This is a genomic window from Pleomorphochaeta caudata (genome assembly GCF_055395745.1).
Genome location: NZ_AP042458.1, coordinates 835,764 through 854,338, shown reverse-complemented (window position 1 = coordinate 854,338; position 18,575 = coordinate 835,764). Strand labels below are relative to the sequence as shown.

14 protein-coding genes are annotated in these 18,575 nt (G+C 26.6%); 7 read left to right on the top strand and 7 right to left on the bottom strand.

All coding sequences use genetic code 11. From position 1 onward, the window contains the following. Positions 1-55 precede the first annotated feature (55 nt). Both ACZ5RS_RS03955 and ilvA read left to right on the top strand, forming a co-directional pair. Positions 56-2,260: a HEAT repeat domain-containing protein gene (locus tag ACZ5RS_RS03955; protein WP_464637675.1), complete on the top strand. Its 2,205-nt coding sequence runs from the start codon at positions 56-58 to the stop codon at positions 2,258-2,260. A gap of 68 nt (positions 2,261-2,328) precedes the next feature. Further along, on the top strand, positions 2,329-3,528 hold the full coding sequence (gene ilvA / locus ACZ5RS_RS03950) for a threonine ammonia-lyase (RefSeq protein WP_464637673.1): 1,200 nt from the start codon (positions 2,329-2,331) through the stop codon (positions 3,526-3,528). Here the strand turns inward: ilvA and ACZ5RS_RS03945 are convergent. Next, positions 3,525-4,469, bottom strand: coding sequence for an AEC family transporter (locus ACZ5RS_RS03945; RefSeq protein ID WP_464637672.1), 945 nt, complete (start codon positions 4,467-4,469; stop codon positions 3,525-3,527). The two genes, ilvA and ACZ5RS_RS03945, sit on opposite strands and share 4 nt — an antisense overlap. Positions 4,470-4,784: 315 nt before the next feature. Between ACZ5RS_RS03945 and ACZ5RS_RS03940 the strand changes: the two genes are divergently transcribed. Beyond that, the gene (locus tag ACZ5RS_RS03940; RefSeq protein ID WP_464637670.1) at positions 4,785-5,285 is read left to right on the top strand and encodes a hypothetical protein; all 501 of its coding nucleotides are present in this window, start codon (positions 4,785-4,787) and stop codon (positions 5,283-5,285) included. A gap of 188 nt (positions 5,286-5,473) precedes the next feature. On the opposite strand, the gene ACZ5RS_RS03935 is transcribed toward ACZ5RS_RS03940, so the two are convergent. Beyond that, entirely contained in the window at positions 5,474-5,713 is a 240-nt protein-coding gene (locus ACZ5RS_RS03935) for a hypothetical protein (protein WP_464637668.1), read from the bottom strand. Positions 5,714-6,065: 352 nt separating this feature from the next. On the opposite strand from ACZ5RS_RS03935, the gene ACZ5RS_RS03930 reads away from it, so the two are divergent. The 3 genes from ACZ5RS_RS03930 to ACZ5RS_RS03920 are packed head-to-tail and all read left to right on the top strand — an operon-like array spanning position 6,066 to position 11,637. Next, the gene (locus ACZ5RS_RS03930) at positions 6,066-7,574 is read left to right on the top strand and encodes a DUF3375 family protein (RefSeq protein WP_464637666.1); all 1,509 of its coding nucleotides are present in this window, start codon (positions 6,066-6,068) and stop codon (positions 7,572-7,574) included. Then, positions 7,567-8,178 carry a DUF4194 domain-containing protein gene (locus tag ACZ5RS_RS03925; protein WP_464637664.1) on the top strand — a complete coding sequence of 204 codons (612 nt, stop codon included), beginning with the start codon at positions 7,567-7,569 and terminating at the stop codon, positions 8,176-8,178. The genes ACZ5RS_RS03930 and ACZ5RS_RS03925 overlap by 8 nt, the downstream gene beginning before the upstream one ends. A gap of 6 nt (positions 8,179-8,184) precedes the next feature. Continuing rightward, complete coding sequence (locus ACZ5RS_RS03920; protein WP_464637662.1) at positions 8,185-11,637, top strand: ATP-binding protein; 3,453 nt, start codon at positions 8,185-8,187, stop codon at positions 11,635-11,637. A gap of 4 nt (positions 11,638-11,641) precedes the next feature. On the opposite strand, the gene ACZ5RS_RS03915 is transcribed toward ACZ5RS_RS03920, so the two are convergent. Continuing rightward, positions 11,642-12,586 (bottom strand): YkvA family protein, encoded by a 945-nt coding sequence (locus tag ACZ5RS_RS03915; RefSeq protein ID WP_464637660.1) that lies wholly within the window; start codon positions 12,584-12,586, stop codon positions 11,642-11,644. 142 nt (positions 12,587-12,728) lie between these two features. On the opposite strand from ACZ5RS_RS03915, the gene ACZ5RS_RS03910 reads away from it, so the two are divergent. Further along, positions 12,729-13,508 (top strand): GNAT family N-acetyltransferase, encoded by a 780-nt coding sequence (locus ACZ5RS_RS03910; RefSeq protein WP_464637658.1) that lies wholly within the window; start codon positions 12,729-12,731, stop codon positions 13,506-13,508. Between the two features lie 60 nt (positions 13,509-13,568). On the opposite strand, the gene ACZ5RS_RS03905 is transcribed toward ACZ5RS_RS03910, so the two are convergent. The 4 genes from ACZ5RS_RS03905 to fabZ all read right to left on the bottom strand — a co-directional run bounded on the left by ACZ5RS_RS03905 (position 13,569) and on the right by fabZ (position 18,574). Then, positions 13,569-15,398, bottom strand: a complete 1,830-nt coding sequence (locus ACZ5RS_RS03905) for an amino acid permease (RefSeq protein WP_464637656.1) — start codon at positions 15,396-15,398, stop codon at positions 13,569-13,571. Positions 15,399-15,498: 100 nt separating this feature from the next. Then, complete coding sequence (locus ACZ5RS_RS03900; RefSeq protein ID WP_464637654.1) at positions 15,499-16,776, bottom strand: GGDEF domain-containing protein; 1,278 nt, start codon at positions 16,774-16,776, stop codon at positions 15,499-15,501. A gap of 180 nt (positions 16,777-16,956) precedes the next feature. Then, a complete protein-coding gene (gene fabV / locus ACZ5RS_RS03895) occupies positions 16,957-18,153 on the bottom strand; it encodes an enoyl-ACP reductase FabV (RefSeq protein ID WP_464637652.1) in 1,197 nt (398 codons plus the stop codon). Between the two features lie 4 nt (positions 18,154-18,157). Beyond that, positions 18,158-18,574, bottom strand: a complete 417-nt coding sequence (gene fabZ, locus ACZ5RS_RS03890) for a 3-hydroxyacyl-ACP dehydratase FabZ (protein WP_464637650.1) — start codon at positions 18,572-18,574, stop codon at positions 18,158-18,160. Position 18,575: the final 1 nt, after the last annotated feature.

Sequence of the window (18,575 nt, the reverse complement as noted above, 5' to 3'; positions counted from 1 at the left end):
ATATTTTTACCCGTGTTAGAGTTAGGGTATAACACTTTAGGAGTAATACTATTTTATGGCAAGCACACTATATTTAAGTGAAAAAGAAAAAGCTATCGGATTAAAGCACATGATGAAAGAAGAAGTTTATAACGGAATCTCATATAATCTTCTTGGTGGCACTTTTGTTTACCTTTTAGCTATATACTTCAATGCAGGAAACTTTTCTTTAGGCTATATATCCTCTGTATTATATATAGCAGGAGCAGTACTCCCAATAATGCCAAAACTCTTTAATAAAAAAAATATTGTTAAAGTTCAATCCACTGCTTGGCTTTTAAGAGGTTTAATTTCTCTATTATATGTTTTATTAATTTTTCTTGATGGGAAATTTGCTGTTTTATGTTTACTTGGAATATATACCCTCTTTTCAATCTTTAGAGTTATTGGAATCGCATTAAATGATTTCACTATAAAAAGTATAAGCAACTCAAGTAATTTAGGAAGAATTGTAGGCAATATAAATATTGCATATCAATCTGCTGCTATAATTGTTTGTTGTGTCGCTGCAGTATATCTTGGAGTTTTAAATTTAAGTGGAATCATTCCTATAATTATTCTTCAAGTTATAGGTGCAATTATTAATACTTTTTCAGCTAGAGAAATGTCAAAAATCCCTTGCAGAAGAACAATTACATATAAAAAAGGAAGAGGTATAACAAAAGTTTTAAAAGAAGCTCTTCAAAATGAAAGTAGAAGACGAAGATTAATACTAAGATGGATTAGCAGTGCATTAACCGTTGGCTTTGCAATGATTGTTCCTTTTTTGAGAATTTATGTTGGATTTAATAATAGCGAAATTCTATTCTACACTGCAGCTTGTGGTATTTCATCTCTTTTAGCAGGTATGGTTAATAAACAATTATCTGATAGACTTGGATCAAAACCGATATGTTTAATTAGTAGTATTATATATTTATTCTTCCAACTAGCTTGGGTAGTATGTCCAATCTCTTTAGGTTTTGGATTTTTCTTTGCGTTAGGAGTTACTAGTAACTTCTTCTTATTAATTGCATATTTTTCAGTCTTCAGATTAATATCAGCTGTTATTCCTGATTCTGATGCAATATCTTTTAATTCTATGAACAACTTTATTATTGCAATAATTGCATTAGCTACTGGCCTTATTAATGGTTTTTTAGCAAATATAAATGTTCTTGACTATCTTAGTACAAATATTTTCTTCAATGATTATTCTTTAATGTTTTTCTTCTTAACTGTTTTAAATCTATTTTTTATAAGTTATGTTGCAAAATTAAAAGAAACAGGAGCTTATTCAAGTTCCCAAACTGCTAAAATATTATTTAGTAGGCATGGAATTCAAGCTATATCTAAAATTGAAAGATTATCACACACATTTGACCCGTATAAAAGAAGACTTTTACTTTTTTCTTTAGGAACAAATACCAATACTCTAGCAACATATCAATTAAAATCAATACTTGCCTCTCCATTCTCTGTTGATAAAAAAGAAATAATTAGATCCTTATCTATAAGACCAAGAAAAGCTTTAGTCCCAGATTTGATAAAATTAGCACAGAATGATGAAGAAAGCTCACAAATTGAGGCATTAATCGCTCTTGGCGCATATAAAAATAATACTGCAGCTATTGAAGCACTAAAAAGTATGCTTAATTCAAAATGGAGTAGTGTAAGATCTGTTGCATCAAAAAGTCTTTCAAATATTACTAATGATAAAGACCTATTAGTGAAAATAAATGAATTATCAAAAAGTGCTTCACACATTGATGAAGAAATAGATTTCTTAATTGCTAAAAAAAATCTTGATAAAGAAGGTTGTTTTTATGAAGATTTCTTTGATCCAATAAAACAACAAAGAGGTGTAACATTTAGACAAACCCGTTACGCTGTTTTAGCATCATTATTACATTTTGGATCTCCTGTACTAGCCAATTTATATGGAAACATAAACTTAGGAAATTATAACTCTGCAATAATAGACTTTTTATCTGATTCTTTAGATGTTGATATAATTTTTAACAACTATGAACAAATATTAGAGGCCTTTCTAAATAAGGATAATGAAATCATTAAAAAATATAGTTTGGAAATACTAAATAAAAACACGAAAAACAAAGATAATAAGATTATTCACATAAAAAAAGGTTTATTAAAAATAAATAATTTTGAAATATCCCAAGTAGACATACAAGATATGATTGCACTATTTTATTTTTCTTATGCTATAGCAAAAAATTAATAAAAAAATACAGAGAATATCTTCATCCTATATTGTTCGACTTTAATTGCTTTGATATTCTTATATTCATGAAATTAGACAAAATATACCATGCTGCTTATGTATTAAAAGATGTAATACATAAAACAGATTTATTACCAGCCCCATATATCTTTCCCAATGATAAAGTATTTCTAAAAACTGAAAACTTACAAATTACTGGATCTTTTAAAGTTAGAGGGGCATATTATAAAATCTCTCAATTATCACAAGAAGCAAAAGAAAAAGGTGTTATTGCATGTTCTGCAGGCAATCATGCTCAAGGCGTTGCTCTAGCTGCTCAAAGAAATAATATAAAATCTATTATTTGCATACCTGATGGAGCACCTATTTCAAAAGTTGAAGCAACAAGAAGCTATGGAGCTCAAGTTGAACTAGTAAAAGGCGTTTATGATGATGCATATACTAGAGCTATTGAATTACAAAAAGAAACCGGTATGACCTTCATACACCCTTTCAATGATAAAGAAGTTATAGCTGGACAAGGAACCATTGGACTTGAAATACTAGAACAACTAGAAGATGTTGATGCTGTAATCGTTCCAGTCGGTGGTGGCGGCTTAATAAGTGGTGTTGCCTTCGCAATAAAATCACTAAAACCACAATGCAAAGTCTATGGAGTTCAAGCATCTGGGGCTGCAAGTATGTTCTCTTCTTTAAAAGAAGATCAAGTTTGTGAATTAAATCAAGTTTGTACAATCTCAGATGGCATAGCTGTAAAAAAACCAGGTGATATAACTTTTGATTTATGTAAAAGATATGTTGATGAAATTGTTACTGTAAGTGATGATGAAGTAGCTTGTGCAATTTTAGCTTTAATGGAAAATCAAAAATTAGTAGCCGAAGGCGCAGGTGCGGTTTCTGTAGCTGCAGCAATGTTTAATAAAATAGATATTAAAAACAAAAAAACAGTCTGCCTCATAAGTGGTGGTAATATTGATGTAACTATTTTATCTCGTGTTATTTCTAGAGGCCTTTTGAAAGGTGGCAGAAGTGCAAAATTTACAATCAACTTAATAGATAAGCCTGGTCAACTTGTTGAAGTTTCAACAATAATTGCAAGCTTAGGCGGAAATGTTATTGCAGTTCACCATGATAGAGGTAGAGAAGGTACTGATTTAAATAGTTGCACTTTATCCCTTGAAGTTGAAACTAGAGATCACAACCATATTAACAAAATACGACAAACATTAATTAATCATGGATTCAAATTTGTAAGTGAAAACTAAAGTAGTGCTAAACTTCTTAGAACATAAATCCATATAAAAATTGTAATTAAAGAAAGAACAGTTGTGAAAACAACAAGTTGTGCTGCTAAATCTGCATCTCCATCCATTTCTTTTGCCATAGTAAAAGAAGAAACGGCAACTGGAGATGCCATTGAGGCAACAATACAACCTAGATAAATTCCTCTTAGTCCCATAGCAATTGCTATTAATATTATAATTAATGGAGTAACAATAAGTTTTCCTAAACTTCCTAATAAAATTAATTTATAGTTTTTCTTTATACTTTCAAATTCTAAAGTTCCACCTAATACTATAAAAGCTAATGGAGTAGCTATCTTAGATACAGATGTAATTGGCTCTAAAATAATTGTAGGAATTTCTATTTTAAATAAATAAAATAAAATTCCACATAAAGCTGCATCTACTAAAGGATTTGTGATTACACCATAGAACAAAGTAGAAATCTTAATCGCCCTACCTCTATATCCTTCTAAAACAAATACAGCTAAAATATTAACCAAAGGCACAGCAAATAATAATAAAGTACTTAAAATTGGCATTCCTACATTACCATACATTCCAATAACAACAGGAACTCCAAAAATCATTATATTGGATCTAAACCAGGCTTGAACAATAACACCTTTTTGAGGATTAGAAAGTTTAGTCTTTTTATTTACAATCATTGCCATGATTATTGCAGTTAATGGTAAAATTACAACAATAATTGAAATCATTTTTATAGAATTTTGAATATCAACCTGTTCCATATTATATATTCCTAAGAACAATAACAAAGGAAGAGGTAATCTAAAAATAAATCTATTTAAATTATTTAAGGTTTTCTTATCTATCCATTTAAATTTAACAGAAACATTTCCTAAAAAAAGCAAAACAAATAAAGGAAAAATTACGTTAAACGAAAAAAGCACGTTATCCATAAGTTAAATACTCCATATGGCTATTATATATAAATAAAAAGAAATTTAAATATATAAGTGAAATATAAAATAATATTTCCTATTAAATAACATGAAAATATTCATTTTAAGATATAAAATCAAACTTATTGCATATGTTAGATACTTACTACATGTTTTATTGCTATTTAATTCGTTGTGTTATAAGCATTTATATATTTTTTGTATTTTTTTGTAATATTTTTTATAATAATTGTTGACATAAGTTACAAGATATTATATAGTAAAACCATAAAGAAACTAAATAACAAAATTAATTAAAAGGAAAACAAAATTATGAAAAAATTATTAACTATCTTAGCAGCAGCTTTAATCGTATCAGCTCCAGTATTCGCAACTGTATCTTTCTCAGGTAAAACAGCAGACGTTCAATTAAAAACAAATATTGAAGAAACTCCTGTTTCTTATGAATTAGCTTATGACGGTGATGTTATTGATGATCAAACTACTAATTATGAAATTGGTGTTTTAACTTTAACTAAAGACGGTTCTACTAAAGACTTTACTGTTATAGCTACAAGTAACTTAAACAACGACTTAAGCGTATTAGTAGAAGTAGTTCCTTCTACATTCCAAACAACTTTAAATAATGGTGATGATGATTATGATTCAGGTATTAAACCAAGTGTTAATACATCTAAAGAAGTAGCAACTCTAACTGCTGGTAAACACGTTGACTTATTAGTAAATAAATTTAACTTAAGCTGGAGTGGTGATGAAGATCTTCCTGCTGGTGATTATGTAAGTAACGTAAAGATTATGTACTCCATTAACTAGAACATATATATAAAAAAATAGGAAATCATTAAGAGAGTGGCAGCTTTAATAAGCTGCCCTTTATTATGTCCAAACAAATTAATAAAAAAATAAGAAACCCAATTCTGATTTTCCCTTCCAGAATTGGGTTCGCAAGTTTTTATATATCGTCTGTCTTCGATAAAATTTCAAATAAAGTATTTTAATTACTAAAGAGCACTTATTGATAAAACATCGGCATCATAAGCATCTGTTACATCGCCTTCACTATCAAAGAAATCAAATCTAACATTATCCATATTAGTTTTAACTTCAAAAGAATTATCAGTTTGTTCAAAAGTAATTTTCTCAGGAACATAAGCTGCGATTCTGATTGTTACAGACTTAGCAGTTAATGAAAAAACTGTAGTTAATAAAATTAAAGCTAATAATAAAACTTTCTTCTTCATTGTCTTTTGCTCCTTACATCCATAATATATGTTAGAAGTTTGTATAAGTCAACATAAAAATAATAAAAAAGTATAAAAAATATTAATATACCCCCTAAAATATGCAATTATTATACAATAATTAAATATAATGTATAATAAGCAACAATGTAATAAGTTTGTAGAAGTAAGTTAAAACTGACGTATTTTCTCTTAGGTTAGCTTTATTTTTTAAAAGAAATATTATATTAATAAATGAAGAAAAAATTTTAATAATAAATAGCTTGTCTAGAATCATATATAAAAAAATCATCTAGATAATATATATGGTTTATGGTAAAATTTATTCAATATAAGCTATAGGGAGAGTACTTTGTTTTCAGATATTGAAGAAATTAAAACACTAATAGAAACTGATAGTGGTTTAAATTTATTAACAAAAAAGAATTCTCCATTTATAATTTCATTTTTATATAAAATGTTTAAAACGGATTCTATTCAGCCAGAGGGAATAGAGCAACAATACTTTGTTCAAAAGCTAGCTAGTTATTTAAACAATAATGAAAATACTATTGATGATGACTATGATGAAAATGATCCTTTATACAATCTTGAATTAGATAATTTTGATAAAGCATTGAATTTAACAAAAAAGTGGTCTAATCCGGATAATCAATTTATTTACAGATACTACAACGACAACAATATAGAAATGGTTGATCTTTCAACTTCCGTTGATAGATTATTTAGATATTTTGAAGAAATTGAAAATTTAAAAAGTTTATTTATTGGCACAGAATCAAAATTTATTGAAATCTTAGATAGAATCAAAGAATTAGACCAAAAGACAACTAAAAATCCTCAAGCTAGAATAGATGAATTACAAAAAAGAAAGCTTGAAATTGAAAAAGAAATAAATCAAATAAAAGAAACGGGAGAAGTTGAAATATATTCTCACACTCAAATAAAAGAAAGAGTTAACTCCTTAGATAGAGTCGCGAAATCACTAGTAAGTGACTTTAAACAATTAAGAGATAACAACCATAAAGTTTTCTCAGAATTGTGTAAAAAACAATTAGAAACTACAGAAAATAGAGGAATGATTTTATCTCAAATCCTTGAACAAACCGAAGAATTGCAAAAAACACCACAAGGAGAAAGTTTTAATGCCTTTTGGCTTTACCTAAGCAACAGAAAAGATAAAGAATCTATAAAAAATAAAATTTCTAGAATAAATAAAAAAACTCCAAACCACATATTAGATACAGAATTTTTTAATAACTTTGAAGAAACTCTATATAAATCTGGCAAGAATATTTTAGAAGAAAATCGATTATTATCAGAAAAGCTACAAAAGATTATTACTAGAAAAACTAGTCCTGAGTATAAATATATTTCAAAAATTACAAAAGAAATAAAAACTTTATGTGTAAATAAAAATATAGATATTCCATATAAACAAGAAATCTTATCTATAGATGGGAATGTTGATATAAACAACGATATGGCTAGACCATTAGAGCTTTTCAATTATCAGCAAGCAAATCGTATTACTTCATATAAAACTCCAGAAATTCCTAATTTTGATTTATCTCAATTAGTTGTAGATATACATGTAAATGAATCCATAATAAAAAATAATGTGAAAAAATATTATTTGGAAATACAAAACAATAAAAAAGAACTTACCGTACAAAATCTTTTTAGAGAATTTCCTATAAACTATGGCTTAGCTGAGGTATTAACCTATTTATCGGTAATTTATAAATCCAAATGGGCTAAAATTATTGATAATGAATATGAGAGCATAACATATAAAAGCTATACCGATAACAAAGAAATTTCCTTATCAATTCCAAAGGTGGTAATAAATAATGAATGATAACAAATTGTCAAACACAAAACAATGGAAAGACATTTGTGTAAGACTCCTTCAAGGTCCTATATTCGAAGAAGATAATCTTGAAATTTTTGAAAGATTAAAATTATGGAATAAAGAAATCAATTCATATTTTAACATCATTGGGTTAAAACTTTTTTACAGTGATGATATTAATTATGCCTATTTAGAACAAATAGAAGATGAAGATGGAAATGTTATTGATAATTTAAATAGATTGTTAAAAAGACATCCTCTTACTTATGAAGCCTCATTAATTCTTGTAATATTAAGAGAAGAATTAGATAAATTTGAATTAGAAAATTTAAACAGTGAAAATTTAATTCTAAAAGAAAGTGAAATTGTTGATTTAATTGAACCTTATTATAAAGAAAGCTCAGATAAGGTTAAATTTAAAGATTTAATATCCTCAAATTTAACATATATTTCTAACATGAATTTAATAAAAAGAATTAATAAAACAGATGACAATCTTCAAATATCAAATGATAAAGAATACTTAATTAGAAATATTATTAGAGCAAAAGTTAGTACAGAATTCTTAAAAGAATTTAAAGAAAAATTGGAAGAAAACCAGGGAGAGTAATTAAAGATGAGAGACAAAGGCTTAGATTTAGGTTTCAATATTGAAAATGCTGGTTATAGACTTTCCAAATTCCAACTTTTTAACTGGGGAACCTTTGATAATAACATTGTTAATTTAGACTTATATGGAAAAAATACTTTATTAACAGGTGGAAATGGATCTGGTAAAACTACATTAGTTGATGCACTATTAACTTTATTAGTTCCAACAAATGATAGAACATATAATTTATCAAGCGGGAATGATGGTAAAAATGGTAGAACCGAAGAAAGTTATGTTCTAGGAACTTATTCTACAAGCAAAGAAGTTAATGAGTATACTACTAGCAGAAAGACTTTAAGAGATAAAAATTGTCACAATATTATTCTAGCTATATTTTCAAATAAAACTGCTGCAAATTCCATAACTTTAATGCAATTTAGATACTTTTCCTCTAATGGAGCCTTAAAAAGGCAGTATTTTATTATTGAAGGTGAACTAACTATTGACGATTTAAACGAGAAAAAAGTTGGCTATAATCCAGCTACAAACTGGATTCAAGATATAAAGAAAACTTTTTCTGACTTAGAAATTACGTCCTATGATACTTTTAAACGATATAGTCATGACTTTGCCAAAATATTTGGATTTAGATATAAAGATAAAGCTATTAAAATTTTCTCACAAACTGTAGGAATGAAAGATCTTCATGATTTAAATTCCTTCATAAGGGAAAAAATCCTTGATGAAAATGACTCTTTCGATATTTTTAATAATATTTCAAAAAACTATAACAATTTAACTATTCTAAAAAATCAAATAGATAAAGAAGAATTACAAATTGAAATGCTTGAAAAAATAAATGAAGCATATTCTTCATATCAATATTTCTATACAAAAAAAGAAAAGAAAGAAACTATAAAAGAAAAATATTTAAAGATTTGGGAAGCACAAACCTCTTTAAATATTTTAAATGAAGAACTTAAAGAATTATCTAGTAGTTTAGAAGAACAGGAGATAAAGTTAAAAACTATTAAAGAAGAAAAAATCATTGCTCAGGATAATATAAAAGAGATGCACCAAACTCTTTTCTCTGATCAAAGGAATTCTAGAATAGAAGAACTTAACACTAGACGCAAAGATTTATTAAATACAATTTCTCATTTACAAAATCAAGTGGACCTTTATCAAAAACACTTAGATAATATAGGGTTTGATTTTCCTGAAGATGAAACGCTTTTTACAAAAATTATCCATGAAGCATCATCAAAAATAGAGATAATTGACCATAAAATTTTAAGCTTAGAAGAAGATAAAAATGAATTAATAAGTCAAAAAAATATTATAAATAATCAAATTGAAAATATATCTTCTCAACTTTCAGCTATCGAAGATAAGCAAAGTAATATTCCAATTTCTTATTTAAAAATTAGAGATCAAATCTGTGAAGCCACTTCAATAAACATTGATGAATTAAATTTTTTAGGAGAATTAATTAGAGTAAAAGAAAGTTCTTTGGACAAATCAAAACCAATTAATGCATTAATAAGATCAATTGCAACTGCTTTATTAGTTTTACCTCAACATGCAAAAAAAGTAGTAGACTATTTAGATAATAATCAATTAAAAAATGAAATGCGATTAATTATTATTGAAGATGTAATAGAAAACACTTTAATTAATGGTGAAGATAAAGATCAATTAAGTATATTTGAAGATACTGACGAAATTATTTTTGAAGAGGATTCATTCCCTATACTATCTAATCTCATGCTTGAAATAAAAGATGATTACCAACATAAAGCTTTTTTAACAAAATACTTATCAAATTATTTCTCATATTCTTATACCCAAAATAAAGAAATTATTTTTAATACTAATAAAACTTTTAATGAAAATGGATTATTAAATTTCAATAATCAATTTATAAAACCAATTACAAATGAAGAATATGATATAAACATAATTGGCTGGGATACTAAGGAAAAAATATCTAGACTCAATACAAAAAAACAAGAATTAATAAGCCAGATTAAAACATTTGAAACTGATATAAAACATCAAGATTCATTAATCCGTAAAGAAAAAAAGAAAATGGATAGTTTAATCTTTATATCAGAATTCTCTGATTATTCATCCATTAATACAAAACAATATAAGGCTCAAATTGAAAATATCGATAAACAACTCCTTGAGTTAAAAAATTCTTCATCAGATCTAGAAAATATTAGAGAAAAATTAAAAGATTTAGAAATCAAGAGCGAAGAATATGATTATAATATTGATAGCTTAAATCAACAAATTGGTGGCTTAAAATCGGCAATTACTTCAAAATCAGGCTATAAAAAACAAATCGAATCTATTTTATTTAATCAAGATTTAACAACATATTTTGAACCAATAGCAAAAATGCAAACAGAATATAATATCCCAAACAAATTTATAGATACAAAAGAAGTAAAATATTATAAAGATCAAGTTGAAGCAACATTGAACAAAGAAATCAAAGATATTGAAGTTCAATACAATAAAACAGAAAAAGAATTAATTACAAAAATTAATCAATTTATCAATCCAAAAGCTTCAATTATTAGTGACTATCCTTCTTGGACTAGAGATACAAATAATTTATCAAATGATATTGATGCGATTGATTTATTTAAATTAATGCTTGATAAATTAAAGACTGATTCACTACCAAAATATAAAGAACAATTTTCAACATTGAGAACTCGTCAAATTCAACAAGATATTATTGATTTAAATTCTAGCCTAAAAGAATGGAATAGAAAAATAAAAGAAAACATTGAAGATTTAAATGAAAGCTTAAATAGCCTAATTTATCAAAAAACTCCTGAAACAAAAATTCGACTTTCAATTGAAACAAACAGAGACAAAGAAGTTAGAAAATTTAAAAACATTTTAAACAATGCTTTACCTGATCCTAATTTTAATACTCTATCCAATGAAGAAAAAGAAAAAGCTAATGAGAAGTTCATCATTGCAGTTGATGATTTGGTAAAAGGTCTAAAAGAAAATGAAAGATTTGCTCAAAAAGTTTTAGATGTTAGAAATTGGTATCAATTTGGTGTTGAAGAATATTACTGTGAGACTTTAGAACAAGCAAGATATTACAAAGATAGTGCAGCTATTTCTGGTGGTCAAAAAGCAAAGTTAGCTTATACAATACTTGCTGCAGCTATTGCTCATCAATTTGATGTATTCAATTTTGATAACAATTCTAGATCCTTTAGATTTGTAATAGTAGATGAAGCCTTTAGCAAAAGTGATGATGAAAATAGCAAATATGCTATGAATTTATTTAATGCTATGGATTTACAACTAATGGTTGTAACGCCAATGGATAAAGTAAACTTAGTTGAACCATTTATTGATACTGTTCAAATAACAGTTTGTAATGATGGAAAACATTCATTTGTAAGATGTATAAAAAAAGAAGAATTAAAAGCTCTAAAATAGAAGGTTAAACATTAAACAATATTCTAAATGGTAAACTTATTAATTCTAAAAAATTATAAGAAGAATATTGAATCAAAACTCTTTTAAATACAAAGGCTAAAATTAAAGCTATTACTATGGTTAAAGCAACTTCAATAATAGTCTTATTTAAAGCTTTTCGTTGCAATTTGACTAATTCTTGCAAATCTGGGATATCATTTAAAATTGTAATTCTATTTTTAAATTCTTCTACTGGAGCAATAAAGGCATAAGTATTTTTCATATAAACAGCAATTGTAGAATCTATATTTTTCTCTTTAAAATAAATCTTTATAAGCCTAAAAACGGTTGGAATATTTCTTATAACAGAATATAAAGTTCTTATAAATAAAACTAAAATAATTAACGAAGATATTAAACTGCTTTCATGAGTGTTGCTTCTCAAAAAGATTATAGCAATAACAAAAAAGGCTAAATTAATTATACAATTTTTTACAGTATTTTTTGCTTTTCTTTTTAATAGTTGTTCTAATTTGTTTTTTGCAAACTCAAAAGCTTTTTCATATCCTTTTTTTATAGATTCTTGGACTTTATCGTTAAGAGATTCTTTTACAACTACTTTACCAATTTTACCACCTAATTTCATAATTTTAGATAATTTAGTCCAAACATAAGTTAAAACCGTTACATCATCCAATAATCCGCCAACAGGTATAAAATCGGGAACAATATCTATAGGAAGAACTAAATACAATAAAGAGCCAATTAATAAGATCTTTAGCCCTTTTGGAGTTTCTTCACTCATAAATCCATTATAAATATCTACTACTTTACCCCAAATCTTTTTTACAGGACCACGCTTCATAGTTGGAAGTTTTACTTCCATATTCTCTATATTTTCTAAACTAGCATTTTCCCCTAACTTAGTAGCAAGTTCAATTGATTTCTTATTTTCTTTTTTTTCCAACATAAAAAAATAATAATAACAAGAAATACTCACGTCAACAAATAAATATAACTAATAAAAAATATTAATATTAAAAAATTTATTATGAATTAAATTAATATATATTTTAATTGAAATTTTTAAATAAAAAATATACTTTTCTTATATGAAATTTATAAAAGCAATAGATAAAGATATTCCTCAATTAAAAGAGATTTGGACAAACACTTTTAATACTCCAAAAAACTTTGTAAACGATTTTTTTGAAAATCGATGGCCAATTGATCATTGTTATATCGCAAAAGAAAAAGATAAAATTTTTTCTGTTTTACATTGTCTACAATTCTCTTTTTCACGAGAGATGAACAACACTGACGTTTCCTATATTGTGGGTGCAACAACCTTACCAGAAATGAAAAGCCAAGGATTATGTTCTAATTTATTAACTCTAGCTCATCAGGATGAAGGTAAAATATTGACCTTATATCCACAATTTAATTCCTTTTTTGAAAGACATGGATTTTATTATTCTTCAAATAATGTAGGTTTTAAATTAAATGGAAATAAAAAAAACAAAGTTATAAATGAGAAATATGATATATCTACAATATATATTAATTCAACTGAAAAGACAGGCTCATTAGATAGGGATAAATTCTCTTGGCACAGCATTCAATCAAATTGTAAAACAATAGTAGCTGAAGATAATTTTGAAAAAGCCTATGCGCTTATTATTGATGATATAGCCTATGAAACAATGTGTGAAGGAATAAATAGTGCGAGAGCTTTAAAAGAGAAATTAGAAACAATGAATGTATCACAAATTTGGATGCCTTCTAATTCTCCTTTAGCATACCTTTTTGAAGCTCAACCTGTTTTTATTCCTTTAGGAATGAGCTCTGAAAAAAATATTTGTGCCAATTTATATATTCCTGAACAACTATAAATTAAAAAATAGGAACTAGTACAATCACTAGTTCCTAATATACATTAATTGAATTTAAAATTATCTTTTTCTTGAATTCATAATGAATAAATTCTTTAAATCTTCTTCATTTTTAGCATTCATCCACATATCTGGGAAATTATCTTCACTAGCAATTTCAGCAATTGAAGAAAGGATTTTTAGATGGAAAGTTCTCATTTTATAAGGACCTCCAAAAAGGAAAGCTGCTTTAACACTCTCTTCATCATCACTAAATTTAATACCTTCTTTACATCTTACAAGCGTTAAGAACATCTTTGAATTATCATCAGTTACAATATGAGGAACTGCTATAAAAGGAGTTAAAGCAGTATTTAACTCAGCTTGTCTTTCAGTAAATCTTTTATAAATTTCGGCCTCATCAAGATTAACTCTTGTGGCTATATCAGAGACAGTAATAGACAACAAAGAATCAAAATTAATGCTATGATCTATATCAAAAACAGTAGCTTCTTTTACTAATTCATCAAAATCATCTTGTTCAATATTATCTCTATTAATTACAATTTCTCTAAGCTCATCTTCTAATAAATCTCCAATAATTCTTTTATCCATCATTCTCTTAATTACATGTAATATTGCATAATCTCCAGAGAAGTGTTTTCTTCCATAAAAGAAATATACTAAGAAACAACAGAAAATAAAGAATAAAGATAAACCTGTTGAATTTGATCCCAATTCGAAGATAAAATAAGTAAAAACAACTATTGATAATAATTGAACAAAAGGATACAAAGGACTTTTGTAACTTGGTTTATAATTTGCTAAATTTCCTTCTCTAAGAACAATAACTGAAACATTCGTTAATACATAACTTGTTAAAATTACAGTTGATGCAGCTTTAACTAGACTATCTAAGCTGATCAATAAAGAAGAAAATATAATTATTCCAGTTATTATTATTGAAACAATAGGCATATCACCTTTTTTACTTGTTTTACAAAAAATCTCAGGCAATAGACCATCTCTTGATAAAGATAAAGGATATCTACTAGCAGCTAACAACCCTGCATTGGCTGTAGTAATAAAAGCTAAAGAGGCAGCTATTGTAATTGCTATATAACCTCCATTACCAACACTTTTCATTGCTGCATCTGCAATAGGAGTTACTGAATCAACAAATTCTGTACTAGTTAATACCCCAGTAGTAATAAAGACAGTAAAAGCATATAAGATAGTTACAACAATAACTGAAGCAATCATGCCTAAAGGAATATTTTTTTTAGGATCTTTAACTTCTTCTGCAATATTAGCAACTTTTAATAACCCACCAAAAGAAACAAATACAAATCCAGAAGTATATAAAATTTTATTATATCCATTTGGAGCAAAAGGTTTAAAATGTGAATAATCAATTTTAGGAAACCCGACTACTACAAAAAATATCATCAATAATAATAAGAAAAATACTAAAACTATTTGAAGTCTTGTAGCTTCTTTTACTCCAACAATATTCAAAACAACAAAGAATATTGTGATTATTGCACCAGTAATAAGAACTGGAAAACCTGTAAAAATATAAACTACTTCTGAAATACCATACACTGCAAAAGCACTTTTTAATGAAATAGCTATCCAACCCAACAAGCCAGAAACTGTACCAATAAGTGGACCTAAAGATCTATTAATAAAATAATAGTCTCCTCCTGCTTTTGGCATTGCAGTAGATAATTCTATAATTGATTGAACACCTAATAATGCTAATATACCAGCTAATAAATAAGAAATCGAAGACGCTGGACCACTTTCGGCAAAAGCTAGTGCCGGTAAAATAAAAATACCTGAACTAATCATTGACCCAGTAGCTAAAGAAAAAACACCCAAGAAACTTACTTCTTGTTTTAATTCCATAAAATTCTTTCCACCTTTTTTCTAAATTATATCATAAGGCTAAAACATCTTACTAATACTTTTTAAAAAAAATTTTATTTAATTCTATTACAGACTATAATTAATTAAAAACATTGAAAAAATTTATATATGCAGTTTGATTATCCCATTCAATCATTCTTGTTTTATGACGAAATATTTCGCCTTTATATTCAATTCTATTACAATCAAATACTTGTCTTTTAAAACTACAATTTATACAAGGTCCATTATGATCATACAAAACTTCAAAACATTTTTTCCCAATGATTCTAAAATCTAACGAAAATTTAAATAAATCTCTAAAAGCATTATTTACGTAAATTATTTCATAAGTTGCAGCATCAGTAATCATTACACCCTTTTCAGTCTCGTTTAGGATTAATTCTAATAGTTGATTCTGAGTTAATAAATTATTTTTTATTTTATTTAAATCATTAGATAATCTCATTGAATTATTTGTTTCATCAAATAAATAAAAACAATTTTTACCTAAACTTTTGGCATAATATAATGCAGTATCTGCTAAATTAATTAATTCTATTATATCTATAGAATTTACAGGATAAATAGAAATACCAATTGAACAAGAAATTGGAACAGTTTTAGATGGTAATTTTATATTTTCAATTGTTCTACAAATTTCTTCTGCTTTAATATTTATAATAGATTCATCTGTAAAGTTAGTTAAAACTGCTACAAATTCATCACCACCATAGCGACAAACTATATCTGATTTCCCAAATATATTTCTTAAAATATCTGATACTTCTAATATTACTTTATCTCCAACTCTATGACCAAAAGCATCATTTACATTTTTAAAATTATCTATATCCAAAAAGAAAAAAGCCAATTTTGTATTATGAGAATTTGCTTCTAATAAGGCTTGATTAGATAATAGAGAGAAGCCAAATCTGTTTATTAAGCCAGATAAAGGATCTCTTTGAGAACTTCGAATTACTTTTATCTCATTTTCTTTTTCAACAGTAATGTCTTTTGAAATAATATATACATGTAATTCATTCTCTTTCTCTTCATATATGCATTTAATAGTAGACCAATCAAATTTAGTTTTATTTATATAATTTTCAAACCTTAATTCTACAACCTGTGTTGAATAATCTTTCGTTTCAATAGAGTTTTTTATGTGTCTAATAAACGCAAAAGCTTTCTCTTTATCTACAAAGGGAACATTGCTGCCAAAAGTTGTCATGAACGTTTCATAGGTTATTGTTTTATAAATTTGAGGAATATGAGAGAACACTTGAACAATTTTTTTTTGGGACAGATTAACATCTAATATATAATTAAATTCATTAATTGCTATATCAAATAAATTTGTAAACTCTTTTTTCACTAATCCAACCCAGTATTAAAAATTTAGTAAAGTATAATACTGTATGTAAGATTTTTCAATAAGAATTAATTTGTTTAGTTAACAAACAATAGGAATAGTATATTTACACACACTATTCCTATGTCCTTCATTAATATAAATTTATTATGCCTTGCGTCAACACACCTTAATATATAATTATTAAGGCTTTAATAAATCTACATCTTTGGAGTAATCGATATTTTTATAGCCAAAGCCATGAAGATGTGAATAATCAGTTTTAAAGGTTTTTAAATCCCCTATTTCTAATTTTTCACCTTCTTTCAGAGTCTTCCAAAGCTCTTCAATTTCATTTTGAATATCATCTCTCATTTCAAAATCATCGAGACGAATTCTTCCTTCTTCATCCATTTTTGAATTAGGTAATTTATCACTGAAGAGTCTGTAAATTTGTTCAATACAATTTTCATGAACATTTTTACGTTTCATAACATCATATAATAATGCTATGTATAAAGGTACAATTGGAATAACAGCACTTGCTCTTGTTACTAATGCTTTATTAACAGAAACAAAAGCTTTTCCATTTAAAGAATTAAGCATTTCATTAATTACTGGAACACCTTTTTCTAGATCTTCTTTTGCTTTTCCAATAGTTCCTTCTCTATATATTGGATAAGTTATTTTAGGACCAATATAAGAATAGGCTATTGTTTTACAGTTTTCATTTAAACAATCATTCTTAACTAAATACTCAATCCATAACTTCCAATCTTCACTTCCCATTACTTTAATAGTATCATTAATCTGATCTTCAGTAGCTGTAGTTAAATTAACTTTCTCTACCATTTCAGTTTTTAAATTAACATTAAAGTTAGCATAATCAGCTTCTGTAGTTTTCAATACAGATTTATATACTTCTTTTGTTACAGGATCTATTCTCATAGGAGAAGCAACACTATAAACAACTAAATCTATTTTTCCTAAATCTTTTTTTATAGTATTTACAACTTCTTCTTTAATTTCAAAAGAAAAAGCATCTCCATTAATTGTTTTTGAATATAAATTTTCTTCTTTCGCTAATTGGTCAAAAACTTCATTATTATACCAACCAGGAGTAGCACATTTTGTTTCACTAGGAGCTCTTTCATAAGATACTCCAATTGTATTACTTTTCATTGCAAATGCATTTACAATTCTTGAAGAAAGACCGTAACCTGTTGAACAACCTAAAACTAAAACATTTTTATATTTTTCTGTTACAGGTTTATAGAGTTCACCTTTCTCGCCTTGCATTGCACTTTTAACAAATGAAATTTCATTTTCTACATATTCTCTACAACCTGCAGGATGTGCTGTTAAACATACATTCTTAATAATTTTTTCTTTTACTATCATAATATTAGCCTTTTACTAAAAGACAAAGCCATGTTGCCTCTGAAACTATTTCTCCATTAACTTTAACACAACCCTTCTGCTTTATGCCAATTTTTGAAATTCTTAAATTTTCAACTTCAACAACGCATTTATCATTTGGCTTAACAACTTTTCTAAACTTTGCTTTTTCAACAGAACCTAAAACAAATAATTGACCAGGTTCTAATAAATTAGCAAAACCTAAACCAGCTCCACCTACTTGTGCCATTAATTCAATTTGTAAAACACCAGGTACAACTGGATGATTTGGAAAATGCCCTTTAAAAAAGAATTCATCTTCTTTATAAGTATATGTTCCAATTGTTTTCTTTTCATCAGCTTCTAAAATTTCATCTACGAATAGAAAAGGATCTCTATGAAGTAAAATATCTTTAATTTCCATT